Genomic DNA, 26,369 nt, shown 5'->3' on the forward strand with positions numbered 1-26,369 from the left:
ATTGGTCAGGGGCTTCACCCTAGCCAATGCCGTGGCGTTTCAGCGATAATGATCGGTGACGGTTTCTAGGATGACCTCGCCCCCGTTCAACCACGTCGCACAATCCCTCAACGCCCGCGCTGCAACGAGCTGGCGTTTCATGATTGTCTTGTCCTTGCCGCGAAAACGTTTCACGCCTTCCGGCTTGACGATGGAGCCAGGCTCCAGTTCTGGGAAGAGGCCGAAATTGATGTTCATCGGCTGGAAGGAACGTTTGCCCGGCTCATCATTCGAGGAAAGATGCCCGCCGGTGATGTGGTTGAGAAGTGAGCCGAGGGCTGTCGTTGCGGGCGGCAGGCTCGGGGTCTCGCCTTTCCGTTCGGCGGCAGCGAAGCGTCCGGCCAGAAGTCCGACGGAGGCGCTTTCCACATACCCTTCGCAGCCGGTGATCTGGCCTGCAAAACGCAGGTCAGGCCGGGATTTCAGCTTCAGCGATGGATCGAGCAGGATGGGGGAATCGATATAGGTGTTGCGGTGCAGGCCGCCCAAACGGGCGAATTCCGCATTTTCTAGACCCGGGATCATGCGGAATACATCCGCCTGCGCGCCGTATTTCAGTTTGGTCTGGAAACCCACCATGTTGTAAAGCGTGCCGAGCGCATTGTCCTGGCGAAGCTGGACCACGGCATAGGCCTTGACGGTGGGGTTGTGGGCGTTGGTCAGGCCCATCGGTTTCATAGGGCCGTGGCGCAGCGTCTGGCGGCCGCGTTCAGCCATGATCTCGATTGGCAGGCAGCCGTCGAAATAGGGTGTGCCTTCCCATTCCTTGAAACCCACCGTGTCGCCGGCGATCAGCGCGTCGATGAAGGCGTTGTACTGCTCCTCGTTCATCGGGCAGTTGATGTAGTCCTTGCCTGTGCCGCCGGGGCCAACCTTGTCGTAACGCGACTGGTACCAGCAGATATCCATGTTGATGCTGTCGCGGTGCACGATGGGGGCAATGGCGTCAAAGAATGCCAGGGCATCCTCACCCGTCTCGGCCTGAACCGCCGCCGCCAGATCCGGCGAGGTGAGCGGGCCGGTGGCGATGATGCTGCTGCCCCATTCCTTCGGCGGCAGGCCGGAAACCTCTTCGCGCAGGATCGTCACCAGTGGGTGACTTTCGAGCCGGTCTGTTACGGCCTGAGAAAATCCGTCGCGATCGACGGCAAGCGCGCCGCCGGCAGGCACCTGATGCCTGTCGGCGCAGGCCATGATCAACGAGCCGGCAAGCCGCATTTCCGCATGGATGACGCCCACTGCATTGGCGGTCGCATCGTCGGAGCGGAAGGAGTTGGAACAGACCAGTTCCGCCAGAGTATCGCCCTTGTGCGCTTCCGTGCCGCGCACGCCGCGCATTTCGTGCAGGATGACTGGAACGCCGCTTTCAGCGATCTGCCAGGCGGCTTCCGAACCGGCCAGTCCGCCGCCCACGACGTGAATGGGAGAATAGGTCTTGTCTTGCATGCTGGCGCCCATAGGCCGCGTGGGGCAAAAGCTCCCCTCCGGCGGCTGTCTTTCGAGTGATTGTTCCGCGCGGGTCCCGAAGGACGCGTTTTTCAGGGCGATGCACTACCATGCATGGCTGCGACAGCCAAATGTTTTTGCGGGTGGGACGATTGGGGCGGAGGGAATGTGGTCTCTATGCTTGTAAGCCAAAAATCTCCGGCGAATACCGCCAGAATCAAAAACGGCGCCAGAGGCGCCGCTTTCTTTTACCTGTCGCTCAATCGTCGCGCCCTGGAGGTCGGGCAGCGGGACGATCTTTTACGCCTTAGCGGAACGAACGGGAAGCTACGTTACGGATGTCGTAACGTGTCAGGCCGATGTCGCTCAGGGCCTGGTTGGACAGGCTGCCAAGTTCGTTGATCGTGCGACGGTAGGAGATCCAGTTCTTTGCGATGCGGATAGGGTTCATGATCGTTTCCTCAATCTTTCTTTGATTTCGTCGGCCGGCTCAGTGTTTCTGTGCTCTCGGCTGTTGAGGTTTTATATATAGACATTGAGCCATGTTGTGCAGTGCAGAATTTAGGCGACTGCCATGCATTTGTGCACTATGTCGGCTAAATTTGCGGCTTTGACTACCGCATGAGCAAAATATGAGCGGAAATGCCTGTCTTTCGGGCGGTTTTGAAGGGGTTTGCGGCCATTGGCGGTGTTAGACCGGCTTTTTGCTCCCCTCAGCGGTGCTTGAAGGGCGTTCGGGCTCTCCAGACATGCCGGATTCAGCCGCCTAATCGATGCATTTTTCATCTGTTTGTCACGCGCACATGCCGGTGGGGCGGCGCGGCTCGGTTCCGAGAGGGTGCCAGAACGAAAAAAAAAGGCCGGAGGCGGGAGCCTCTGGCCTTTTGGGAGGGTCGTCTCGCATCCGCCGCTTCAAGCGGCGGAGCGTATTAGATGCCGACGGCGGTGCGTGCGACGCGACGGATGTCCTGACGGCCAATGCCGAGGTCATTCAGTTCGCGGTCGGTCATGCGGCCGAGTTCGGTTACGGTCTGACGATACTTGCGCCAGTTGGTGAGCGAGCGTGTAATGTTCATTGTCATCTTCCTCTTCGTGCTGTCCAGCATTTCCGGCCCGTCTTGGGAGGATTAGGCTCGGGGCTGAACTCGATCTCTGTATGACCATGAATATAATCGGTTTAATAAAAACAAAAACAGACAAAGCAAGATGCCACCTATGCATGGAACGCAAAGCAAGCCGATAAATGACCCCAATTGCGGCGGCTACTGCATAATTTGTGACCAATTTGTGTGCTTTTAGTGAACTCGGCGGCATCTGTCGCTGCCAAGCCGTGCGGTCCGGCTGAATACCAGGGGTCGGGCAGGCAGCGGCGAGGATGGGGATGCAAAGGTCGTTCGTATAAGGGCTTCGGCTGGAGGCGCGCGTTCTCGTAAAATGACGGGCGGCATGTCCTATATATAATGTCATGTAGCCGCATAAATGTTGCGCGTTTTTCCTGTCGGGACATGTGAGGCCGGACGGGAAAGAGGGAGACGGCGTGCGCAGTTTTGCGGCCCCTCGTGTCATCGTCTGTGGGCGCGTCGTTCCCTTTCATGCGGGCACGAAACGGCAAGAACGTACCGGCCGGCATTTGCGGCTGGGGGCGGGGACCCAAGAAAAGTCCGGGCGAAACGGGACGCGGCGATAAGGTGTGCTTGACCCTTCCAGAACATTGTGACATACCGCCGCCCAACGTGCGGGTATGGCGGAATTGGTAGACGCATTGGTTTTAGGTACCAACGCTTCGGCGTGGGAGTTCGAGTCTCTCTACCCGCACCACAAGTAAAGCATGGCTGTGCCACGCTTGTGCCAGAGTGCATCCTTAGTGATGCAGGGAGCTTTGGGGTTCATCATCCCCTTCGCGCCCTTGTCTCCGGCGCGAGCGCAATTTTGTCCGGCAGGCGCTTGTGTGAAGAAATAATGGAAGCCACGGCCGGGGAACGACGTTTCCGGCGCAGTGCTCGAAAGTAAACCAACGGCTGTCTGAGCACCGCCGCCATGATGTGAAGGTTTGAGAAAATGCAGGTTATCGAAACGCTGGCTGAAGGCCTGAAGCGCGAACTCAAGGTCGTTATCCCGGCTGCCGACATGAAGGCCCGTCTGGACGAGCGCCTGGTTGACGCCAAGGACAAGGTTCGCATCAACGGTTTCCGTCCCGGCAAGGTGCCGATGGGCCATCTGAAGAAGATGTATGGCAAGTCCATCATGGCCGACCTCGTCAACGAGCTGGTTCGTGAAAAGCCTTCTGAAATCCTTTCCAGCCGCGGTGAGAAGTCTGCAACGCAGCCGGCCATCTCCATGACCGAAGACGAGCAGGAAGCCGAAAAGATCCTTTCGGCTGAAACCGATTTCGAATTCACCGTTGCCTATGAAATCATTCCGGCCATCGAACTGAAGGCCAATGACGGCATCAAGGTTACCCGCGAAGTTGTTGAAGTCTCCGAAGACGAAATCAACGAGCAGATCCTCAAGATCGCTGAGAGCGCCCGTACCTTTGAAGCCAAGAAGGGCAAGGCCGCCGAAGGCGACCGCGTCACTATGAACTATCTCGGCAAGGTTGACGGCGAAGCCTTCGATGGCGGCGCTGCTGAAGACGCTGAGCTGGTTCTCGGTTCGGGCCGCTTCATCCCCGGCTTCGAAGACCAGCTCGTTGGCGTCAAGGCTGGCGACGAAAAGACCATCACCGTGACTTTCCCGGCTGACTACCCGGCTGCGAACCTCGCAGGCAAGGAAGCCAACTTCGACATCACCGTCAAGGAAGTTGCTGCTGCCGCTGCTGTTGAAATCAACGACGAACTGGCGGAAAAGCTCGGTCTCGAATCGGCTGAAAAGCTGAAGGAAATCGTTCGCGGCCAGATCGAAAGCCAGTACGGCAACGTAACCCGCCAGAAGGTCAAGCGTCAGATTCTCGACCAGCTCGACGAAATGTACAAGTTCGACACGCCGGCTGGCCTCGTCGATGCCGAATTCGACAACATCTGGCGCCAGATCAACACCGATCTTGCCCAGTCCGGCAAGACCTTCGCTGACGAAGACACCACGGAAGAAGAAGCCCGCGAAGAATATCGCAAGCTCGCTGAACGCCGCGTTCGTCTCGGTCTCGTTCTCTCCGAAATCGGCGAAAAGGCCGGCGTCGAAGTGACCGAAGAAGAAATGCAGCGCGCGCTGTTCCAGCAGCTGCAGCAGTTCCCCGGCCAGCAGAAGGAAATCCTCGATTTCTTCCGCAACACCCCCGGCGCTTCCGCTTCGCTGCGCGCTCCGATCTTCGAAGAAAAGGTCATCGACAAGCTGCTCACGGAAATCTCGGTAACGGACAAGACCGTTTCCAAGGAAGAGCTTCTGGCTGACGACGGCGAAGAAGCAACGGAAACCAAGAAGAAGGCGCCTGCCAAGAAAAAGGCTGCTGCCAAGGTTGACGACGCCGCTGAAGGCGAAGAAGCCGCTCCGAAGAAGAAGGCTCCGGCCAAGAAGAAGGCCACTGAGGCCGACGCCGAATAATCTTGGCTGGCGAAAGCTGAATGAATGGAAGGGCCGTGGCGAAAGCTGCGGCCTTTTTTTATGTCGAAGTCTCCGGTCTTAAAGAATTTGGGACGTCCGTCCCCCAATCAAGCAGAATGTGCAGACGGGAACGGCCCTTTCGCTTCGCCCTCAGGGCGGGAGCTTCGAGGAGCCATTTAACGAGGGGCTCGATGAGGTCTTTCGAAATAGGCGGGAGATTGCTGTGATCCACCGAGTTATACTTAAGTGGGGGCAATTCGTTTACGATCTTCCGCCGCTGTGACCTAACGCATTTGTTGACTTGTATCCCTTGCGTCTAACGGCTTAGTTGTATCTTCAGGGACTGAGGGGACCAATTCATGCCGCAAACAGAGTTCGTAGAATATCCGCACCAATCTAAAACTATCTTTATCCACTTTGACGTAGTTGATCACCACATTGAGTTGGAGACCTTCCTTGGAACGGCCATTGGAGCAAGGAACGTTGTTGAAGCTCTCAACACTGCGGTATTTGGAGGTGGCCTCGAATTTCAGATTGTCGTGCTACCGGCACAAGAGGGAACGTTTTTACAATCTCTAAAGATCGTGATCCCTGCGCTCGTCGGTCTTGTCGTTTTCCTAGACAGCGATACCCCAGCTGCGTTCGTTCGTGGCCTCACTGGAAAGTCACCGTCAGAATGGGCATATCAAGCGGGCGTATCTACATTAGATCTAATCGAAATCACTGCCAAAAAAGCTGAAGGAGCCGAAACTGGGACGAACGGCAGCTTTAGTGAAAGCTCCGGTTTCGCCCTCAATGAAAGGATTTGCGAGGCAGGTGCTACTATGCTTGCTGCGATGGCGCGAGCAAGTCTTGAGAAAGAGACTGACGAAATCATCTTATTGGGCGACGGAAAGGTCGAAATAAATGAGATACTGGAAGCCCGTGCTGATTTTTATCGAGCCTGCGTGTTCGACCGTGAGATTAAGCGCATAGGGTTTACACCATTTTCTGATTTTCCCGTTCCTCGTAGCGCTTTTCCCGGCCGTGCACAGAGACCTGCAAAGCGCGACGGCGAGGGTGATGAGGGTACGTGGCACACGGCGATTGAAGAGGTGTCAGTTAGCTCTCCTAATTGGGATAAAGAGGATCAGCACAGCCGCCAATGGAAGGGCAAAGACGTCTTCAATCGCACATGTTATTTCGTGATTGACGATGAAGTTTTTTGGGAACTCGCTGATCGTAAGCACCTACAGGTCGGTGTTTTGGATACCTTGAAAGTTCAGTGGATTTATCAAACCCTAGAAGGAAAAGCAAAAAACCGACAAGTGCTTCGGGTGCTTGCGATCAACGGCGAGATGCTCTCACCGGCGATGTCTCTGGAAGCCGTCATTGAAATCTTGAAGGAGCGCTCTGCGACCCTTGGACGTCAAGGCGGGCCTACGCTTTTCGATGATCTTGAAGATTGGGACAAATAGCACCCGAAACCGCTTAAAGCGCTTCGACTAAGTCCACTGTTCTTTTTAGTCGCAACGAAATCGTCGCGGTCCGTGTTTCGACGACAAGAACGTCAACCTTTCGGGGAACCTTCGGGTTACTAGACCGAGTGTTTCCGTCGCGGCGTGTGTCTTCGTCATCAACCCGCCGCGAGACTGGCCAAGGTCCTGGGCATCCACCCCGTCTACGCTGCCGTAAAGCAATATTCGTCCACCCTTCGATCACAATGCAGTGCAGCATGATTTTTTGCTGCATCTGCTCTTGTTCATCTCCCGTTCATCTGGCACCCTGCGCAGCATGATTTGCCTTGGCTGCCGGTGCAGCCGTCAAGGAAACATGGCCGCCAACGCGCGGCTGTCATCGCTGCCAAAACCTTTGGCCTTAAGCTTTTACCGTGCCTGCCGGGTTCACCCGGTGCGCCCTTAATTTGCCAGGGGACAAGATATGTCGCCACGAACGGGCTTCGCCCTGTTGTTCTCTCTGTTCGCCGCGATTGGCACCAACGCCCGTGCCGATGAGCCGGAGTTGATCTGGAAGCCGGTCAAGAATTCCGACCGTTCCTATACGGCGCGTATCGGTGCGAAGCTGCCGGTCGAGACGCCGATCCGGGCGGGGCTGGAAATGGGCATGAATGCCTCCAAGACAGGGCAGCTTGTCGATACGCCGGTTCGGCTGTGGGGCAATGTCACGCTGCTGGCGGAGCAGCTGCCCGGCGTTTCGCTTGCCCGTGATGTCGGCGTCCTCTTCAACGCGTTGACGGGGTCGAGCAGCGTTTCCATGACGTCGCGACAGAAACGCATCGTTACGCCGGAACTGGATATCGAGGCCAACCGAAATTTCACGGTGCGTTATGACGGCACGGCGCAGCAATGGAACGGCCTGGATGTATCGCAGTCGCTGCGCCTTTCCCGCTCGGAAACCGGCACGGCCTTCGTGCTGACGGGGGCAAGCCGCAACAGCTTCAACGAGTTCAGCAGCGGCGTCGCCGTGGAGCAGAAGATCGGCGATCACCTGACAGTGCGCGGAACGCTCGATCAGGGATATGCGGATCATTTTCGGCCGGGTGTGAGTGCGCGGTATAGTATTCGATGGTGAGGGGCGTCACCGGTTATCGTATGGATGAGCAGAAAGTGATGGACGTTCTTGCGTCGCATTCGGCGTCATCCTTGGGCTTGTCCCATGGATCTAATCATGTCGCATAAAATCGCGACGTTGCAGAGGCTCGGGACAGGCCCGAGCATGACGGAGGAGAGGTTTGCGCACATTGCAAACGATCTCCACCCGCAACAGCCAACCTCAATCCTTCTTCAGCTCACCCATGCGGTTCCACGCGTCGAGACCGGCAATCTTGTAGGCTTCGGCAAGCGTGGGGTAGTTGAAGGTGTTCTCTACGAAATACTCCACCGTACCCTTCAGGTTCAGCACCGCCTGGCCGATATGCACCAGTTCGGTGGCACCTTCGCCGACGATGTGGACGCCGAGCAGACGGCGGGTTTTCAGCGAGAAGATCATCTTCAGCAACCCGCTGTCGAGACCCATGATATGGCCGCGTGAGGTTTCGCGGAAATGGGCGATGCCGCATTCATAGGGAATGTGGCGTTCAGTGACTTCTTCTTCCGTCAGGCCGCAGGTGGAGATTTCCGGAACCGCATAGATGCCGTAAGGGAAGAACTGCGGCGGTTCACCGGCCGGTGCACCGACCGCGTGGCGGGCGGCGATACGGCCCTGTTCCATCGAGGTGGAGGCGAGGCTCGGAAAACCGATGATATCGCCGGCGGCGTAAATGTTCGGCACTGTTGTCTGGAAGGTCTCGGGATTGACCTTCAGGCGGCCGCGGCTGTCGGCTTCCAGCCCACAGGCGGAAAGATTGAGCGTATCGGTTGCGCCGACGCGTCCGGCGGCGAACAACACCGTCTCGGCTTTAAGGACGCGGCCGTTGCTGAGCGAAACGAGGCATTTGCCGCTGTCGTCGCGCTCCACCTTTTCCGCTTTCTGGCCGAAGATCAGCTTCATGTTACGGTCGCGCAACTGATAGGTGAAGTCCTCGACGATTTCCTTGTCGATGAATTCCAGCATGGTTTCGCGCGGTTCAACCACCGTTACCTGCGTGTCGAGCGCACTGAAGATCGTGGCATATTCGATGCCGATGACGCCCGCGCCGACAACGACCATGGAGCGCGGCAGTTCCTTGATCTCGAGTATCTCGTCCGAATCGAGCACTGCCGCGCCGTCGAAGGGAATATGCGGTGGCCGGTAGGGCCGCGTGCCGATGGCGAGCAGAATGGAAGCGCCGGTGACGTTCATGACTTCACCGTCGTTCTTCACCACCTTCACCGTGTTGGCATCGACGAAGCTTGCCGTGCCGCGAATGTGCTGCACGCGGTTGCGGGCGAACTGGTGTTCCAGCACCTCGACCTCGTGGTCGAGCGTGATCAGCAGGCGGCGGCGCAGATCGTCCGCGTCGATCTCCTGCTTGACGCGGTAGGAGCGGCCATAAAAACCGCGTTCGCGCCAGCCGGTGAGATTGAGCGCGGTTTCGCGCAATGTCTTGGAAGGGATGGTACCTGTGTGCACCGAAACGCCGCCGACGCGGCTGCCCTTCTCGATGACCAGAACCCTCTTTTCGAGCTTGGCGGCCTGGATGGCGGCGCGTCTTCCCGCCGGACCGCTGCCGATAACAATCAGATCGAACTGGTACATGAAAACCCCGGAACAGAATGTATTGCAATGACCGGATGTCGCATCCGGGATGGCGCTGCCGCGAAATGGTCGTGATGCCATTTTGACCAGGGGAAGTGATTCCCTTGTCAGCCTTGCACACAAGAGTGCAATGCAACAAACGCCTGCGTCAATCTGTAGCGCAATAATCTGACGGATTCGTAACCGTTTTGCCCGCTTGTCGTTTTGCGACGCAAAGATGCGCCTTTGCGCCCGGCACGGCCTTCGCCGTCGGGTTTTCGCGGTTTCAGACGGGTTGTGCCCGGTCACGCGCTGATTGGGGTTGGAGTGGACGGATGCTTGCGCGACCGGGCATTCCAGAAAGCCGTATTTCGCAAGAGGCAGTGCACGGCCTTTTGCGAAATGGTCCTGTCACCATGAACGTGCCACCGTTCCCACCACCAGGACCGTCCTTCGGTTTACGCCACGTCTGGCGTCTACCCGGCAGGACTGCATTCAAGATAGCAGGGTAAGGCGGGGCGGGGAAAAGCGGGGATGGATTTTCGCGCGCCGGTTCTTTCTCGTCAGTCTTCTTTCCGGGTCACATGGCGGTGAAGGGCGGCGAGGTCCTGCCTGAGTGCTGCCGGTTCGGCCAGTACCTTCACGTCGATCTTTTCGTGCAGAGACAGCACCTCAAGCTCGGCTTTCAGGTTCACCTCATAATCTTTGGCGGCTTCGAAACGGTCACGAGCGGCCTGCCGGTTCTGCGACATCATGATGATCGGCGCCTGAATGGCCGCGAGCATGGAGAGCAGAAGATTGAGGAAGATGAAGGGGTAGGGGTCGAAGGCCCGCGTCGTCAGCACGATGGTGTTGATGATTGCCCAGAACACCAGGAAAAAGCAGAAGCTGAGGATAAATCCCCAGGAGCCGCCAACCCTTGCAATGCTGTCGGCCAGCCTGTCGCCCAGGTTTGCCCCGGCGGAAAATTCCGCATTGGTGTCGGTCGAGACCAGCTTTTTCTGGTGCGACAGTTCCAGAATACGACGCTCGACCTCGCCGATTTCCCGGGAGGAGCGCTTGAAGTGCGAAACGATATAGTCGGAGATGTCTGACACGGTGCTTCTCGTGGTGCTGATGGTTCGGTAAGGCCCTGTCGAGATAAACCCGCATGGCAATGGAATTCAAACGATTTCCGCTGCCATGCCGTTTAGGCATCCAGCCCCATCAGACGGAGGGTGTAGCGTCATTTACCCAGTTGAAGCCGGGGAAGAAGCGCTCTCGGCCATATTGCTCGCCGAACATCATGTCGAATTGCAGCAGACGATAATTGCGCACCACGTCCGGAATGGAATTGGGTGAAATCGACCAGTCGGGCAGGGCCTTGCCATCCGTTGCCACCAGCATATGCCGGTCGACGACGGAAAACGCATCCTGCACTTCACCCAAAGTCCCCGTATAGAAGGGGTCTGAGAAACCGGCTGTTTTCAGTACGTGATAGGGCAGCAGCGCCGGGCTGATGGTGCCGATATTCTTGCGCACGCCCGTCTTCGAGGACCAGACGACGAGCGGCGTCTCGTGTTCCTTTTTCATGATTTCCAGCGGCGCGCGGCGGCTGGCCACCATGCCCGGCATGTAGCCGCTTTCCACGAATGTCTGGCCAAGCGGCGGCAGGTGATCGCCGAAGAGCACGATGATGGTTTCGCGCTCGCGCTTTTTTGCCCAGCGCATCAGCTTCAGAAGGGCGTCGTCGGCCTCCGCCACGCCCTGCGCATAGGTACCAAGCGCCTGCGATGCGGAAGCGGAAAGATCGCCCTCTACGCCGATGGTGTCGCTGGCATAACGGCCCGCCTCGTAAGGTCCGTGTCCCTGCAGGGTGACGGCGAAGAGGAAGAGCGGGTTGCGCGCATCGTCCGCGGCCACCATGATCTGGTCCATCAGCGCGTCGTCGGAGGCGAAGTTGCCGCGCTTTTCCATGGGCGGCAATGTCTCTTCCGAGCGGAACTCCTCGAAGCCGAAATTCCTGTAGACTTCCTTGCGGTTCCAGAACCATTCCTGAAACGGATGCATGGCGATGGCCGAATACCCTTCGCCACGGAAGAAGCTGGCAAGCGAGGGTACCGGGCGGCGGATATATTGCTGGTAGGGAATGCTGCCATAGGGCAGGAAGGCGTTGGAAAAACCGGTCAGCGCCTCGAATTCCACATTCGCCGTCATGCCGCCGAATTCCGGCGAGAACACGTTGCCGGATTGCTTGGCGCGGATGTTGGGCATCGGATCGGCAGAGAGCTTCACGTTTTCAAGCCGTGTCGGATCCCACAGCGATTCGCTCATCAACATGATGACATCAGGGTAATCGCCCGTGTTGGCGGCAAAGGCGGCGGGTTCCGAGGTCAGGTCCGCAATGCTGTTTTCGCCGTAACCCTGCGGCGCCGAGACGTTGGCCATGGGAATATTGAAGGCAAAGGCCATCAGGAAACCGTTATGGCGGTAATTCTCCTGTTGATCCCACATCATGGGGATGATGTTGAGACGATCGCGCACCCACGAATAATGCGAATAGTCCATGAGCGAGGCGAGGCCGGCCAGAAGCGGCAGCGCCAGCACAAGACCTGCGGCGCGTTCGCGCCAGCTCAAGCCCGGCGAATAACGCCGCGCCAGCAGCCACAGGGTGGAAAGGGCCGCAACCGTGGCGCAAAGGCCAAGGCCAACCAGCATGGCCGTCAGCGGCTGGGCTTTCAGCATGGTGGGCAGAAGCTCGAGGATCTGCCGGCCGAACAGCAGGTCGGAGGGATAAAGCGGATCGGAGAGATAGGTCTGTTTCTGCGCGGAAATCAGCCCTGTCAGCGCGCAAAGCGGCGCAACGGCGATGAGCGACAGGTAACGGCGGCCGAGGATGGAATCCAGCGCTACGAGCAGCAGCAGCACGGCGGCGATGGTGGTCATGCCGGGGCGGGCGGATGAGGTGAGGAAGGTGCCGACATCAACTAGCGAACCGCGGGCGATCCATTCCAGCGCGACGACAAGCACGACCGACGAAAACGTCAGATTGGCAAGCGTGTAGGCCTTGCCCGAAAGCTTGGAAAGGCTCCGCGTCCATGCAGGCGAAAAGACAAAATCAGCCTTTTCGGAAGCCGTTGTTTTTGGCGCCGAATTTCTCAAACTCATACTCCGGTATTACGAGGCGACACCGCGCAATTCGGGGAGGTGAATCGGGGCGTCGCAAAACTGTCATGTAACTGTCACATAAGCGCGATGAACGCGACATGAACTTTGCGGAGTGTGGCCGGTGCGGTGATAACCTTAGCGTGAATGCCGGTTGCGGCTTCATCCTATCAAGGTGGTGCGGCATGCAATTGCCGCGTTGCGGAGCGGGCACGGGCGCGGTATTGAAAAGCCATGAGCGACAGACACGACATCAAAAACCATCTTCGAATTGCCGTCGGGCAGTTCAATCCGACTGTTGGCGACGTGGCGGGCAATCTCGCCAGGGCGCGCGAAGCACGGGCCGATGCGGCGACGCAGGGTGCCGATCTCCTGCTTCTGACCGAGCTGTTCATATCCGGCTATCCGCCGGAAGACCTGGTATTGAAGCCAGCTTTTCTGAAAGCGTGCCTGAAGGCCGTGGAAGAACTGGCGGCGGAAACCGCCGATGGCGGGCCGGGCGTTGTCATCGGTTTTCCGCGTCAGGGCGAAACGGGCCGGCACAATTCGGTTGCGCTTCTGGATGGCGGCAAGATCATCGCGCTGCGCGACAAGATCGACCTGCCGAATTACGGCGAGTTCGATGAAAAACGCGTTTTCGCCGAAGGTTCGATCTCCGGTCCCTATAATTTCCGCGGTGTCAGGATCGGCATTCCGATCTGCGAGGAAATCTGGAACGATATGGGTGTGTGCGAAACGCTTGCCGAAAGCGGGGCGGAAATCCTGCTGGTGCCGAATGGTTCGCCCTATTATCGCGGCAAGCTGGATGTGCGCCATCAGGTGGCGCTGAAGCAAGTAATCGAAAGCGGCTTGCCGTTGGTCTTCGCCAATCAGCTTGGCGGGCAGGACGAGCTGGTTTTCGACGGCGCGAGCTTCGGTTTTAATGCCGACAAGACCCTTGCCTTCCAGATGAGCCAGTTCGAGGCGACCCTTGCCGTTACCGATTGGAAACGCACCGCAGAAGGCTGGCGCTGCGAGAGCGGTCCTTTCTCGAAAATCCCTGAAGGCGAGGAGGCGGATTACCGCGCCTGCATGCTGGGCTTTCGCGATTACGTCAACAAGAACGGCTTCAAGAGCGTTGTTCTCGGCCTTTCCGGCGGTATCGATTCGGCGATCTGCGCTGCGCTCGCTGTTGATGCGCTGGGCGAAGAACGGGTGCGCTGCATCATGCTGCCCTATCGTTACACCTCCGAGGATTCGCTGAAGGACGCAGCCGATTGCGCCAGGGCGCTTGGCTGCCGTTACGATATCGTGCCCATTGCCGAACCTGTGGATGGGTTCCTGTCGGCGCTTTCGGAAATGTTCGAAGGCACGGAAGAAGGCATTACCGAAGAAAACCTGCAGAGCCGTACACGCGGCACCATTCTCATGGCCGTTTCCAACAAGTTCGGCTCGATGGTGGTGACAACAGGCAACAAGTCGGAAATGTCGGTGGGGTATGCGACGCTTTATGGCGACATGAATGGCGGTTTCAATCCCATCAAGGACCTCTACAAGATGCAGGTCTACGCCATCTCCAGCTGGCGCAATTCCCATGTGCCGCCCGGCGCGCTCGGGCCATCCGGCGAAGTGATCCCCGCCAATATCATCTCCAAGGCGCCATCCGCCGAATTGCGACCCAACCAGACAGACCAGGATTCGCTGCCGCCCTATCCGGTGCTGGACGATATTCTGGAGTGCCTGGTGGAAAAGGAAATGTCGGTCGAGGAAATCCTCGCGCGTGGCCATGATATCGCGACGGTGCACCGGATCGAGCATCTGCTCTATCTCGCCGAATACAAACGCCGCCAATCCGCGCCCGGGGTGAAGATCACCAAGAAGAACTTCGGCCGCGATCGCCGTTATCCGATTACCAACCGATTCAGGGACAGGTAGTCGAAGGAGGGCATGGAGGGAGCTTGCTGGACCCCGAATTTAGTTCGGGGTGACGGAGTGCGGATGCTGCGGCTTCGCCATATATCGATGGCGAAGAAGCATCCTTTTCCTCCAACGGCGCGGACACGCCGCGCCGTCTCCCTATCTCGTTAAATAACCTGCCCCACATCGATGCGGTTACCATCCGGGTCTTCGAAAATGAAGGCCCGTAGGCCATAATCCTTGTCCTGCAGACTTTTGATGATGCGAAGCCCGTGGCTTTTGCAAAGCGCGTGCAGCGCGTCGGCGTCGCTGACCAGCATATGCGCCACATTGAAGGGGGCCGGTTTGTGCGTCGACTGCAATGTCAGGTGCAACTCGGCATTACCTTGTTTCAGGATCATGAAACCGACAGGGTTGCCGTTTTCGAAGGTCTTTTCGAAGCCCAGCACACGGACATAAAAGTCATGGGCCTTCTCGATATTCTTGACAGGAAGCATTGCGGCGATCCGACCGAAGCGGATGCCGTGATCGGCGATGGTGTTCATCGCGGAACCTCGGATCTGGGAGAAACGGGCAGGGGTGCGGGCGGTGCCGGAACGCTGCTGTTTTTTCCTATTTGAATTTGCAGGGCGGTGCCTGCGGCAATAGGATCATAATCACGGCGGTGGCGGATGCAAACGGAATGTTTGCGCCATTCAACGCTCCACGCCAGACGATCGACAGGCCCGGGAGGCAGCATGCGCAGTTCCATCGAAATCTTCAACATCCGCACTCGGCAGATGCGGGTGGTCTGGCAGACGCCGGAGCTGTTCGAGGCTCCGAACTGGTCGCCGGACGGGAAATACCTGCTTCTGAACTGCGACGGTCTGCTTTATCGCCTGTCACTTGCCGGCGACCCTTCGCCGGAAAAGGTCGATACTGGCTTTGCGACAATCTGCAACAATGACCACGGCATTTCGCCTGACGGTTCGCTTTATGCCATTTCCGACAAGGTGGAGTTCGGCAAGAGTGCCATCTATCTGCTGCCTTCGACGGGCGGAACGCCGCGTCTGATGACTAAGAACCTTCCGTCCTACTGGCACGGCTGGTCGCCGGACGGGAAAGGTTTCGCCTATTGCGGCATTCGCGATCAGGTTTTCGATATTTATTCCATGGACATAGACAGCGGCGTTGAGACACGCCTTACCCATGGTGAGGGCCGCAATGACGGGCCGGATTATTCGCCGGATGGAGAATGGATCTATTTCAACTCCAGCCGCACCGGCCAGATGCAGATCTGGCGCGTGCGGGTGGATGGCTCGGCCGTCGAGCGCATCACCGACAGCGCCTACGGCGACTGGTTTCCGCATCCGTCTCCCAGCGGTGACAAGGTCGTTTTCATCTCCTACGACGCCGAAGTCTTCGACCATCCGCGCGACCTCAACGTGCGCGTGCGGCTGATGGATATGGATGGCGGCAATGCCGAAACGCTGTTTGACCTTTTCGGCGGGCAGGGAACGATGAATTCGCCCAACTGGTCACCGGACGGGGATGAGTTCGCTTATGTGCGGTATTTTCCCGTTGGGTGATGCGGTAGGGAGTGCTTCAGCCGGCGCGCGTCGGCGCGGCGGCTGAAGGCCGCAATACGCAGGTGAGGTGGCCACGGTCACATTGCCGCATCGCTGCGCAAGATACTTGTATTAGCAATCTTTGTTGCTCATAAGCTTCTTCGTCAGGTGCCTGCCCTTTAGGGCGGGAGAATCGGGAATCCGGTGCAAGACCGGAACGTGCCCAGCGCTGTGAGGCGGATGCCCTTTTTCTTGATGCCACTGAATCCATTCGGGAAGGCGAAAGTGGGCGGATGAAGCCGAGTCAGAAGACCGGCCTGACAGGATAGACCAGACCGCGTGGACGGCGGCAGGTTGTTGCAGCAGCGCGTCGTGCAGGTGAAAACCGGAGCCGGTTTTCGTGGCGGCGCGCCAGCATTGTTGGGGATAGACGATGCCGACCGATCCACTCGCGACCAGTTCGCTCGACGCCGATGCATTCGATCACGCGCTTTCGCCCGCCTATCCGTTTTCCGAGGGTGAGCGAGAGGCGATCTACCGTGCCATCGAAACCCGCCGTGATGTGCGCGACCAGTTCCTTCCGGATCCATTGCCGGAAGATGTGGTCGAGCGCCTGCTGAAGGCGGCGCATTCCGCGCCCTCGGTCGGTTTCATGCAGCCGTGGAATTTCACGCTCGTCACTGACGGTGCGGTCAGGCAGGCAGCCTGGGTTGCCTTCAGCCGCGCCAATGGCGAGGCGGCGGCGATGTTCGAGGGGGAGCAGCAGGCGCTTTACCGCAGCCTCAAGCTTGAGGGCATCCGCAAGGCGCCGCTCAGCATCTGCGTCACCTGCGATCCGACGCGTGGCGGCAAGGTGGTGCTGGGCCGTACCCACAATCCGCGCACCGATGTCTATTCCACCGTCTGCGCCATCCAGAACCTCTGGCTTGCAGCGCGCGCCGAAGGCATCGGCGTCGGCTGGGTCAGCATTTTCCACGATAGCGACATTCGCACCATTCTCGAGATTCCCGACCACATCGAGATCGTCGCCTGGCTATGCCTCGGCCGCGTCGATACACTTTATACCGAGCCGGAACTGGCGGTGAAGGGGTGGCGCCAGCGCGTGCCGCTGGAGGAGCTGGTGTTTCGCAATCGCTGGGGTGGACGGTAAAGAGAAGACGCGACCGTCTTGTGAGTGAGACAGAGCGTTGCCAACTCCATACCGTGTGCCTGATGGGAGCTATTGCTGCGGCTGAATGCCCTTCAGCGCCGGGTTCTTCAGGTCGATCCGGCCTGTCTGGTCGGGCAGGAATTTAGGGCCGATGACGCGGACCCTGCTGTTGTTCGGGTCATAGTCGCGTTCCGGAACCGGTTGTTCCGGCGGCTTTGCGGCCTGCTGCAGTTCGGTGGGTTTTTTGGAGGTGTCACCTTGCGGTGATGGAATGGTCGTGATGCTTGAATAGGGTTTCTCAGCTTCCGGCCGCGCAGCCTCCTGCTGCTTCATCTCCTCGTGATAGGCGGCCATGTTGCAGGCGCAGCCTGGGGCTTTGGTTGAGGCATTTCGATAGGCAAAGGCGGTCGGCAGGTCCTTATAGGGCTTTCCTGTTTCAGCCGAGACCATGTCAGCCGTTTCCTGCTCCGTCATGGAGTGGAAATAAAGCTCCGTCTGCGTACCCGGACACATTTTCTGGCATTGTTCGGCCTGCGCACGGAAATCGAGCGGCGAGGCATTGGAAGCGATGGGGAAGAACGAGCCGTCGCAGGTGCGCACGCACAGCGTCCTGAGCCCGCCTTCAGCAGCGGCATTGGGGTAGGGCGAAAGCCCTGCCTGTCCCGGCGGATTGCTCTGTTCGCCGAAGGCGTCGGGGTAACGTGTCACATCGGGTGCCGTCGGCTGGCGCGCTTCCGTTTCCGGAATGGCGCTGCAGCCATTGGCGTCGAGTGCGGCGAGAATGCGCTGGCGTCTGATGTCGCTATCATCGCTGCCCTGGGCCGCCATGGCATAGTCGCGGTCACGGATGATGGCATCGCGTTCGCTCTGCGCATCCGCCATCGCGTCGCTGATCTCTGCGCAGAGTTCGGCATTCGGGCTGCCATAAACGGTGACGCTTGCGGATGAACAGCCGTAACGGCGCAGATCGTTCCTGATCCTGCGGATCTCGATGTTCTGGCGGGTGAGCGCATTGGCGTAACGCCGTACCTCGGCGGTGTTGCCGATGACACGCGGCGGTTCGCGCAGCTGCGCATAAAGCGTATCGCAGACCTGATCCGCGAAAGCAGCGGCCGGGGCGATGAAAACAAGGGGAAGCAGGAGGCCGATAATGCTGCGGCGCCGGGTCAATGGTGCGATCCGTTCGATGTCCCCGGCCGGTGGCGAGGGTGTTATGCTTCGGGAAATCCGTGTTTCAGGAAGATAACATAAGCTGTTGCCGCAATGCGGCAACAGCATGTTCAAAACTGCGTTAATACGCCTTCATCACACCGAAGGGTGCGATGCCTGCACGACGGCAAAGGCCGCCATGTTGACAACGCCGCGCGAGGTGACGCTGGGCGACAGGATATGGGCGGGAAGAGCCGTGCCAAGCAGGATGGGGCCGACATGCAGGCCCTCCGTCAGCGTGCGGGTGACGCCGAGCGTGATGTTTGCGGCATCGAGGTTCGGGAAGACCAGCAGGTTCGCTTCGCCGGTCAGCACGCTGTTGGGCATGGCGCGCTTGCGCAGCGCTTCCGAAAGTGCCGAGCCGCCCTGCATTTCGCCGTCCACTTCCAGTTCGGGTGCCGCTGCCTGCACGATCTTCAGGGCGCGGCGCATCTTGCGGGCGCTTTCCGAATCGCGCGACCCGAAATTGGAGTGGCTGGCGAGCGCGATCTTCGGCGTGATGCCGAAGCGGCGGATTTCCTTTGCCGCGAGAATGGCCATTTCGGCCACTTCTTCGGAGGTCGGATCGTTGTTGACGAAGGTGTCGGTGAGGAACAGCGCGCCCTGCTGGGTGATGAGCAGGCTGAGGCCTGCGAAAGAGCGAACGCTTTCCTGCTTGCCGATGATCTGGTTCACGTCGCGCAGGTGCCGGTCGTAGCGGCCTTCCAGACCGCAGATCAGCGCATCCGCCTCACCACGCTTCACCGACAGCGCGCCGATGACCGTGGAGTTGGTGCGCACGATGGTGCGGGCCGCCTCCGGGTTGATGCCGGCGCGGCCGACCAGGGCGAAATAATCATCGACGTAGTCGCGGTAACGCGGATCGTCTTCGGGATTGACCACCGCAAAATCGGTATTCGGGCGGATACGCAGGCCGAAGCGCTTCAGGCGCGTTTCGATGATCTGCGGGCGACCGATGAGGATCGGGATGCCGGTGCCTTCTTCCAGAAGCACCTGTGCGGCGCGCAGCACGCGCTCGTCTTCGCCTTCAGCAAAGATGATGCGCTTCTTTTCGGCAACCTTGGCGGCGTTGAAGACCGGTTTCATGATGAAGCCGGAACGCCAGACGAAGCGGTTGAGCTGGTCGAGATAGGCTTCGAAATCGCTGATTGGCCGGGCGGCGACGCCGCTTGCGGCGGCAGCACGGGCAACGGCCGGTGCGATGCGCAGGATGAGACGCGGATCGAAAGGCGAGGGAATGAGGTAGTTCGGGCCGAAGATCGGCGTTTCGCCGCTATAGGCCTTGGCGGCGACTTCCGAGACTTCCTCGCGGGCAAGCTCGGCGATGGCCTGCACGGCGGCCATCTTCATTTCCTCGTTGATCGTGGTTGCGCCGCAATCCAGCGCGCCGCGGAAGATATAGGGGAAGCACAGCACGTTGTTGACCTGGTTCGGGAAGTCCGAACGGCCGGTGCAGATCATCGCATCCGGGCGGGCAGCACGGGCCACTTCCGGCATGATTTCCGGATTGGGGTTGGCAAGTGCCAGGATCAGCGGATTTTCCGCCATGCGCTCCAGAAGTTCCGGCTTCAGCACGCCTGCCGCCGAAAGACCGAGGAAGACATCCGCGCCGTCGATCGAGTCGGCCAGAACCCGCTTGTCGGTCTTCTGCGCGTAAACTTCCTTCCACTCGTCCATCAGCGAGTTGCGGCCGTCATAAACGAGGCCCTCGATATCGTGGACCCAGATGTTTTCTTTCTTTGCGCCCATGGCGACAAGCAGATTGAGGCAGGCAAGGGCTGCCGCACCGGCGCCTGACGCGACGATCTTGACGCTCGAAAGCGATTTTCCGGCCAGTTCCAGCGCGTTGGTGACGGCGGCGGCGACGATGATCGCCGTGCCGTGCTGATCGTCGTGGAAGACCGGGATGTTCATCTTCTCGCGCAGCTGACGCTCCACCTCGAAACATTCGGGCGCCTTGATGTCTTCAAGGTTGATGCCGCCGAAGGTGGGTTCCAGCGCTGCGATGGTGGAGACCATGTCGTTGATGCCGGGCGCATCGATCTCGATATCGAAAACGTCGATGCCGGCGAATTTCTTGAAGAGGACGGCCTTGCCCTCCATAACAGGCTTGGACGCAAGCGGGCCGATATTGCCAAGGCCAAGCACTGCCGTACCGTTGGAAATCACTGCAACGAGATTGGCGCGGGCGGTATATTCCGCCGCCATTTCCGGATTTTCATGGATGGCGAGGCAGGGGGCGGCGACACCCGGCGAGTAGGCAAGCGCCAGATCGCGCTGGTTGCCAAGGGGCTTGGTGGCCTGGATTTCCAGCTTGCCAGGGCGCGGGTAGCGGTGGAAAAAGAGCGCCTGTTCCTCGATGTCGGCCTTTGCCGTGTTGGCGGGCGTGTTGTTCTTATCGTGAGAGGTCATGTCTTCCACCGTCATGTCTGGTTCAATTCCGGCCCTCTGAATACAACAAACTTTCCCGTGGTACAGCCGTTATTTGCCGCCCCCTTATGCAAATGCGGGCATGGCTTATTCGCGTTTTCGTGATGCCATCAGTCATATTCCATACAAAAACCGGCCATTGTCATGTTGCTGCAACACGAGTCTGGTTCTGAGAGGGAAGAAAGCCGCAGGGACGCAACCGAACAAGGGGATTAAATCCGTGGCCGGTCAAATTGAAACCAGACAGTTCAGAACGCTTTTCATTTCGGATGTCCATCTCGGTTCCAAGGCGGCCAAGACGGATTTTTTGCTCGACTTCCTGAAACATCACGAGGCCGATACGATCATCCTGGTCGGTGACATCATCGACGGCTGGCGCCTGCGCCGCAGCTGGTACTGGCCGCAGGGCTGCAACGACGTGGTGCAGAAGTTGTTGCGCAAGGCCCGCAAGGGAACGCGCATCGTTTACATTCCCGGCAACCACGATGAATTTCTGCGCGAGTTTCCGGGCATGCATTTCGGCGGTATCGAAGTGGCCGAGCGCATGATCCACGAGGCGGCAGACGGCAAGAAATACCTCATCATCCATGGCGACGAGTTCGATGTGGTGGTGCGCAATGCCCGCCTGCTCGCCTATCTCGGTGACTGGGCCTACGACGCGGCGATTGCGATCAACATCGTCCTTGCTGCGGTGCGCCGCCGCATCGGTCTGCCTTACTGGTCGTTCTCGGCCTGGGCGAAATTGCAGGTCAAACACGCCGTCAACTTCATCGGCGAGTTCCAGCGCGTAGTGGCCGACGAGGCGCGCCGCAACAATGTGGATGGTGTGATCTGTGGCCATATCCACCACGCCGTGATGGAAGACATGGACGGCATCCGCTACATCAACACCGGCGACTGGGTGGAAAGCTGCACGGCGATTGCCGAAAATGCCGATGGCACTTTCGAGCTGATCACCTGGATGCAGACGAGCGATGTCCCTTCGCAGACATCGGACGAGATGGAGCCGGTGGATATTCCAGGTCTGATTGGCAAGCACGCGGCCTGATTGGGTTGGTTCAACAGGCAGGGCGATCCCTAAGCGCGGGATGTTTCAGCTCTCTGTCGTCATCCTTGGGCTTGTCCCAAGGATCTGCAACCGATTGATTTCGCGCGACGTGGATAGATCCTCGGGACAAGCCCGAGGATGACGTCGAGTGTGAGGCAAGGCTGGTCATACAGTTTACGTGATACTGCAAAGACTATTGCGATGTGCGGCGTAGTGCTTTCACACGAAACCCGAACGACGGCTCTTATCCCCACAACGCCGGCTGCGGCGGATAAACCAGCGAACCCTCGTAAACGAGGCCCGGCTGCCGGTCTTGCCTGAGAATCAGCGGGCCGTCGAGATCGGAGAAGGCAGCTCCCTGGGCGGCCAGAACGGCGGGAGCCATGCCGAGCGAGGTGCCGAGCATGCAGCCGACCATGATGATGAAGCCTAGCCGCTCCGCCTCTGCCTTCATGACAAGTGCTTCCGTGAGACCGCCAGTCTTGTCCAGCTTGATGTTGATCGCATCGTAACGGTCGCGCAGGTCGGCGAGGTCCTTGGTGGAATGCACGCTTTCATCGGCGCAGATGGGGACCGGGTGGTCGATGCGGGCCAGGATGGCGTCCTTGCCGGCGGGAAGCGGCTGTTCGATGAGCGCGATGTTCAGTTCCGCTGCGAGTTTCAGATAATATTCGATATTATCGTCGTTCCAGCCCTCATTGGCGTCGATGATGATGCGCGCGTCAGGTGCTGCGGTGCGCACGGCCCGCAGGCGCGCCTCGTCATCCGCCGTTCCGGTCTTGATCTTCAGCAGCGGGCGGCCAGCGTTTTCCGCTGTTTTAGCCGCCATGGTCTCGGGGTCGGCAAGCGAGATGGTATAGGCGGTAACGAGCGGTTTTGCCGCGTGTCCGAGACTATGTTCGGCAGCACTTTTGCCACTCATCTTGGCTTCGAGGTCCCATAATGCGCAATCCACTGAATTGCGGGCCGCGCCGGGTTTCATCACCTGCTGCAATTCATGCCGTGTCAGGCCGCCGGCAATTTGCTCAGCCATTGCTTCGATATCGGCGATAACGCCTTCGATGCTTTCGCCATAACGCGGGTAGGGCACACATTCACCTCTGCCGGTAAAGGAACCATCGCGGATGGTGCACGTTACGACATCCGCATGTGTGCGAGTGCCGCGTGAAATAGTGAAGCTGCCAGCAACGGCGAAACGTTCTGTTGTGGCTTGAAGGTAACGGGGCATGTTTTTTCACTTCCTGACAGGCGTTAAAAGACACATGACGCCAAATTTATCGCGAATTGTCGGCTGTCACTGTGGCTTGCCGAAGGCCAAACCGTTATGAAACCTTTAAGAATCTCGTGACGGCTGCACTCGCTCGGAGCATTATGCAAGAACAGGATATACGGCAACAGGCGAACCCGGCCGCAATCACCGAAGACGGCGCCGTCTCCGGCGGCGGCCAGCGGTATGCCTTGAGCGGTTCCTGGCGCAACAGCAATCTTTCCGGCATTTTTGCACGCCTCGAAAACATCGAGAAAAGCGGCCCTGCCGGTCCGGTGGAGATCGATCTTTCCTCGGTGGAGGCAATCGACACGACCGGCGCCTGGGTCATCCGGCGATTGCGCGAAGATATGGAAGCGAAGGGCGTTACCGTCACGCTTACCGGAAACGAGCGAATCGAGGATCTGATCGGCCAATTGCCGGATAAAGCGGCGATGGAGGGCGAGCCTGCCGCCAAGGTGGGACTTGCCGAACGCTTCTTCTCGCCGATCGGCCAGGCTGTCGTCCAGAATGGTGCGGATTTCCTCGCGGGCATGTATATTCTGGGTTCTGCCGTGCGCGGCGCGCAGATGAAGCTCGGGCGCGGACGCGGCGTCTCGCCGGCGGCCATCGTCAACCAGATCGACCATATGGGCGTGCGCGCCGTGCCGATCATCATGCTGATGTCGTTTTTGATCGGCGCCATCATCGCCCAGCAGGGCGCCTTCCAGCTGCGTTACTTCGGCGCGGAAGTTTTCGTCGTCGATCTCGTCGGCATCCTGCAATTGCGTGAAATCGGCGTGCTTCTGACCGCGATCATGATCGCCGGTCGCTCCGGCAGTGCGATCACGGCGGAAATCGGCTCGATGAAGATGCGCGAGGAAATCGACGCGCTGAAGGTGATCGGTCTCAACCCCGTTGGCGTGCTGGTGTTTCCGCGTCTCGTGGCGCTGACAATCGCACTGCCGCTTCTGACCATCCTTGCCAATTTCGCCGCACTTTTCGGCGCCGCCATCGTCACGCTTCTGTATTCCGGCATCACCTTCGAAGTGTTTCTGTCGCGTCTGCATGGCGCGGTCGAGGAATCGACCATCGCCGCCGGCATGATCAAGGCGCCGTTCATGGCGCTGATCATCGGCATCGTTGCGGCGGTTGAGGGTATGAAGGTCGGCGGTTCGGCGGAATCGCTCGGCAAACACGTCACGTCGTCGGTGGTCAAATCGATCTTCGTCGTCATTCTGGTGGATGGCCTTTTTGCCATCTTCTACGCAGCCATCGATTTTTAAGGAGGGCGCGTTGGAAACTTTGGACCAGAAGCCGCAAGAGACAAAAACTGCAAAGGACGGTCGTGAGACGGTTCTTTCCGTCGAGGGCGTGACTGTCGGTTTCAACGGCAGGAACGTGCTTGAGAATCTCGATCTGGATGTCTATCGCGGTGAAATCCTCGGCTTCATCGGCCCATCCGGCGCGGGTAAATCCGTCCTGATGCGTGCGATCTTGAGGCTTCTGCCACGCCAGGCGGGTGCAATCCGCATTCTTGGCACCGATTACGACAAGGCCAGCGAAGACGACCGCATGATGCTAGACCAGCGGCTCGGCGTGCTGTTCCAGCAGGGGGCGCTATTTTCCGGCCTGACGGTGAAGGAAAACATCCAGCTGCCGATGCGGGAATATCTGGACCTGCCGAAAAAGCTGATGGACGAGCTTGCCTATCTCAAAATCGAGATGGTGGGCCTGAAGCCCGATGCGGGCGACAAATACCCGTCGGAGCTTTCCGGCGGCATGATCAAGCGTGCGGCGCTTGCGCGCGCGCTGTCGCTCGATCCCGACCTTGTCTTCCTCGATGAGCCGACATCCGGCCTCGATCCCATCGGGGCGGCGGAATTTGATATGCTGATCGCGCGCTTGCGCGATTCGCTCGGTTTGACCGTGTATATGGTGACGCACGACCTCGACAGCCTGTTCTCCGTCTGCGACCGCATTGCGGTGCTAGGGCAGAAGAAGGTGCTGGTGGAAGGGACCTTGCAGGACATGTTTGCCTGTGACGACCCCTGGGTTCAGTCCTATTTCCGTGGCAAACGGGCGCGCTCTGTCGTTCTTCCGGACGACAGACACGAAAATCCGGTGGAGTAACAAGAAGCATGGAAACCAAGGCGAACTACACCATAGTCGGAATTTTCACGCTGATCGTGATCGCCGCCGCATTCGGCTTCGTTTACTGGATGGCGGAATTCGGCCGGGGTGGACCGACGGCCCAGCTCGTGGTGCGTATTCCCGGCTCGGCAAACGGCCTTTCCGTCGGCTCTCCGGTACGCTTCAACGGTATTCCTGTCGGCACGGTGCGCGGTCTTGCGATCGACCGTGACGATCCGGCCTATTCCATCGCCTTTACCGAAGTGCAGGCGGACGCGCCGGTTTTCCCGTCCACCCGCGCCGTGCTTGAAATTCAGGGCCTGACGGGCGCTGCCTATATCGAGCTCTCCGGCGGCAACAAGGATGGTGAGCGCATTCTGCAGAAATCGGTGGAGAGCGGCGTTCCCGCCGAGCTGACGGCCGATCTTTCCAGCGTCACCAACCTTCTTGCCACCGCCGACAAGATCCTGAAACGCGCCGATGGCGCCATCGGCGAATTGCAGGGTTTCGTGCAGGATGCCCGTGGGCCGCTGACGCAGACGGTGCGTAACGCCGAGAAATTCTCCGATGCGCTGGCCGCAAATTCCGATGGTATCAAGAGTTTCATCGCCAGCCTCAGTTCGCTTTCCACCACCGTCCAATCGGTCTCGGTGCGCCTGGACGGCACGCTGACCGCTGTCGAAGATCTGGTGAAGGCGGTGGATGCCGGCAAGATCGATTCCATCCTGTCTAATGTCGACAAGGTGACGAAGGACGTCGCTTCCGCTTCGAGCGATATTCAGGGTATCATGGAAACGGTGCAGAGCACGGCGCGCAACTTCGAGGCGGCGAGCACGGAAGTGCAGACGGTGGTGAAGCGCGCGGATGAGCTTTTGGCGTCGGTCGATCCCGCAAAGGTCAGCACTGTGGTGGGTGATGTTTCCGCAGCGACTGCCGATGCGCGTGATGCCGTGGCGAACTTCAAGCGAATTGCCGACGATGTCGGCGCGCGCCGGGCCGATATCGACCAGGCGGTCTCCGATTTCACCGACATGGGCCGCAAGCTGAACCTTGCCTCAAGCCGTGTCGATGGCATTCTTGCCAAGGTGGACGGGATGCTTGGAACCGACGATGCCAATTCGCTGTTTGCAAAGGCGCGCGAGACTTTGACCTCGTTCAAGGCCGTGGCCGACAATCTCAATGCCCGAATCGGGCCGATTGCCGATAATCTCACGCGCTTCTCCAGTTCGGGCCTGAAGGATTTCCAGGCGCTTATCGGCAGCACGCGGCAGACGGTCGACAATCTCAACAATGCGATCACCAATATCGACCGCGATCCGCAGCGGTTGATTTTCGGCGGCGAAACCGTGAAACAATATGACGGCAGAACAAGGCGCTAAAAGGGGTATG

The 26,369-nt window shown here is 59.0% G+C and carries 20 protein-coding genes, 1 tRNA gene and 1 riboswitch; of the genes, 11 read left to right on the forward strand and 10 right to left on the reverse strand.

Features of this window, described 5'->3' with window-relative positions; all coding sequences use genetic code 11:
- Window positions 1-39: 39 nt before the first annotated feature.
- The 3 genes from trmFO to FB593_RS01450 all read right to left on the reverse strand — a co-directional run bounded on the left by trmFO (window position 40) and on the right by FB593_RS01450 (window position 2,561).
- On the reverse strand, window positions 40-1,497 hold the full coding sequence (trmFO, locus tag FB593_RS01440; protein WP_025593591.1) for a methylenetetrahydrofolate--tRNA-(uracil(54)-C(5))-methyltransferase (FADH(2)-oxidizing) TrmFO: 1,458 nt from the start codon (window positions 1,495-1,497) through the stop codon (window positions 40-42).
- Window positions 1,498-1,792: 295 nt separating this feature from the next.
- Window positions 1,793-1,936 (reverse strand): DUF1127 domain-containing protein, encoded by a 144-nt coding sequence (locus tag FB593_RS01445; RefSeq protein WP_003515516.1) that lies wholly within the window; start codon window positions 1,934-1,936, stop codon window positions 1,793-1,795.
- A gap of 478 nt (window positions 1,937-2,414) precedes the next feature.
- Window positions 2,415-2,561 (reverse strand): DUF1127 domain-containing protein, encoded by a 147-nt coding sequence (locus FB593_RS01450; protein ID WP_003502992.1) that lies wholly within the window; start codon window positions 2,559-2,561, stop codon window positions 2,415-2,417.
- 659 nt (window positions 2,562-3,220) lie between these two features.
- On the opposite strand from FB593_RS01450, the gene FB593_RS01460 reads away from it, so the two are divergent.
- From FB593_RS01460 to FB593_RS01475, 4 genes are all read left to right on the forward strand, one after another.
- Window positions 3,221-3,303: transfer RNA gene (locus FB593_RS01460), tRNA-Leu, on the forward strand.
- A 240-nt stretch (window positions 3,304-3,543) separates the two neighbouring features.
- The gene (gene tig, locus FB593_RS01465) at window positions 3,544-5,022 is read left to right on the forward strand and encodes a trigger factor (protein ID WP_112497619.1); all 1,479 of its coding nucleotides are present in this window, start codon (window positions 3,544-3,546) and stop codon (window positions 5,020-5,022) included.
- Between the two features lie 359 nt (window positions 5,023-5,381).
- Window positions 5,382-6,479, forward strand: a complete 1,098-nt coding sequence (locus FB593_RS01470) for a hypothetical protein (protein WP_111796366.1) — start codon at window positions 5,382-5,384, stop codon at window positions 6,477-6,479.
- 463 nt (window positions 6,480-6,942) lie between these two features.
- Complete coding sequence (locus FB593_RS01475) at window positions 6,943-7,593, forward strand: hypothetical protein (protein ID WP_111796367.1); 651 nt, start codon at window positions 6,943-6,945, stop codon at window positions 7,591-7,593.
- A gap of 201 nt (window positions 7,594-7,794) precedes the next feature.
- On the opposite strand, the gene sthA is transcribed toward FB593_RS01475, so the two are convergent.
- From sthA to FB593_RS01490, 3 genes are all read right to left on the reverse strand, one after another.
- Window positions 7,795-9,198 (reverse strand): Si-specific NAD(P)(+) transhydrogenase, encoded by a 1,404-nt coding sequence (gene sthA / locus FB593_RS01480; RefSeq protein WP_003515506.1) that lies wholly within the window; start codon window positions 9,196-9,198, stop codon window positions 7,795-7,797.
- A gap of 542 nt (window positions 9,199-9,740) precedes the next feature.
- A complete protein-coding gene (locus FB593_RS01485) occupies window positions 9,741-10,274 on the reverse strand; it encodes a DUF1003 domain-containing protein (protein ID WP_145166275.1) in 534 nt (177 codons plus the stop codon).
- 109 nt (window positions 10,275-10,383) lie between these two features.
- On the reverse strand, window positions 10,384-12,324 hold the full coding sequence (locus FB593_RS01490) for an LTA synthase family protein (protein WP_162714051.1): 1,941 nt from the start codon (window positions 12,322-12,324) through the stop codon (window positions 10,384-10,386).
- A gap of 231 nt (window positions 12,325-12,555) precedes the next feature.
- Here FB593_RS01490 and FB593_RS01495 point away from each other — a divergent pair, with 231 nt between their 5' ends.
- Window positions 12,556-14,235 (forward strand): NAD+ synthase, encoded by a 1,680-nt coding sequence (locus FB593_RS01495; protein WP_013636243.1) that lies wholly within the window; start codon window positions 12,556-12,558, stop codon window positions 14,233-14,235.
- A gap of 149 nt (window positions 14,236-14,384) precedes the next feature.
- Here the strand turns inward: FB593_RS01495 and FB593_RS01500 are convergent, their stop codons facing one another.
- A complete protein-coding gene (locus tag FB593_RS01500) occupies window positions 14,385-14,762 on the reverse strand; it encodes a VOC family protein (protein WP_145166276.1) in 378 nt (125 codons plus the stop codon).
- A 192-nt stretch (window positions 14,763-14,954) separates the two neighbouring features.
- Between FB593_RS01500 and FB593_RS01505 the strand changes: the two genes are divergently transcribed.
- On the forward strand, window positions 14,955-15,785 hold the full coding sequence (locus FB593_RS01505; RefSeq protein WP_112959160.1) for a TolB family protein: 831 nt from the start codon (window positions 14,955-14,957) through the stop codon (window positions 15,783-15,785).
- Between the two features lie 128 nt (window positions 15,786-15,913).
- Window positions 15,914-16,100, forward strand: a riboswitch (cobalamin riboswitch).
- A gap of 97 nt (window positions 16,101-16,197) precedes the next feature.
- Window positions 16,198-16,914, forward strand: coding sequence for a 5,6-dimethylbenzimidazole synthase (bluB, locus tag FB593_RS01510; RefSeq protein ID WP_065660899.1), 717 nt, complete (start codon window positions 16,198-16,200; stop codon window positions 16,912-16,914).
- A gap of 69 nt (window positions 16,915-16,983) precedes the next feature.
- Here the strand turns inward: bluB and FB593_RS01515 are convergent, their stop codons facing one another.
- Window positions 16,984-18,084 carry a DUF2865 domain-containing protein gene (locus tag FB593_RS01515; RefSeq protein ID WP_065658610.1) on the reverse strand — a complete coding sequence of 367 codons (1,101 nt, stop codon included), beginning with the start codon at window positions 18,082-18,084 and terminating at the stop codon, window positions 16,984-16,986.
- Between the two features lie 135 nt (window positions 18,085-18,219).
- Window positions 18,220-20,535 (reverse strand): NADP-dependent malic enzyme, encoded by a 2,316-nt coding sequence (locus tag FB593_RS01520; protein WP_003515491.1) that lies wholly within the window; start codon window positions 20,533-20,535, stop codon window positions 18,220-18,222.
- Window positions 20,536-20,764: 229 nt separating this feature from the next.
- On the opposite strand from FB593_RS01520, the gene FB593_RS01525 reads away from it, so the two are divergent.
- On the forward strand, window positions 20,765-21,601 hold the full coding sequence (locus FB593_RS01525) for a UDP-2,3-diacylglucosamine diphosphatase (protein ID WP_025593573.1): 837 nt from the start codon (window positions 20,765-20,767) through the stop codon (window positions 21,599-21,601).
- Between the two features lie 244 nt (window positions 21,602-21,845).
- Here FB593_RS01525 and dgcA read toward each other — a convergent pair whose 3' ends face one another.
- A complete protein-coding gene (dgcA, locus tag FB593_RS01530; protein WP_113473125.1) occupies window positions 21,846-22,829 on the reverse strand; it encodes an N-acetyl-D-Glu racemase DgcA in 984 nt (327 codons plus the stop codon).
- Between the two features lie 143 nt (window positions 22,830-22,972).
- Between dgcA and FB593_RS01535 the strand changes: the two genes are divergently transcribed.
- From FB593_RS01535 to FB593_RS01545, 3 genes are read left to right on the forward strand one after another with little or no spacing between them, the layout of a single operon-like run.
- Entirely contained in the window at window positions 22,973-24,133 is a 1,161-nt protein-coding gene (locus FB593_RS01535; RefSeq protein ID WP_097102727.1) for an ABC transporter permease, read from the forward strand.
- Window positions 24,134-24,143: 10 nt separating this feature from the next.
- Window positions 24,144-24,980 (forward strand): ABC transporter ATP-binding protein, encoded by an 837-nt coding sequence (locus FB593_RS01540; protein ID WP_003515481.1) that lies wholly within the window; start codon window positions 24,144-24,146, stop codon window positions 24,978-24,980.
- Between the two features lie 8 nt (window positions 24,981-24,988).
- A complete protein-coding gene (locus FB593_RS01545) occupies window positions 24,989-26,359 on the forward strand; it encodes an MCE family protein (protein ID WP_003515479.1) in 1,371 nt (456 codons plus the stop codon).
- The last annotated feature ends 10 nt before the right edge of the window (window positions 26,360-26,369 follow it).

Source organism: Rhizobium sp. SJZ105 (assembly GCF_007828365.1).
Taxonomy (GTDB): Bacteria; Pseudomonadota; Alphaproteobacteria; order Rhizobiales; family Rhizobiaceae; genus Agrobacterium; species Agrobacterium tumefaciens.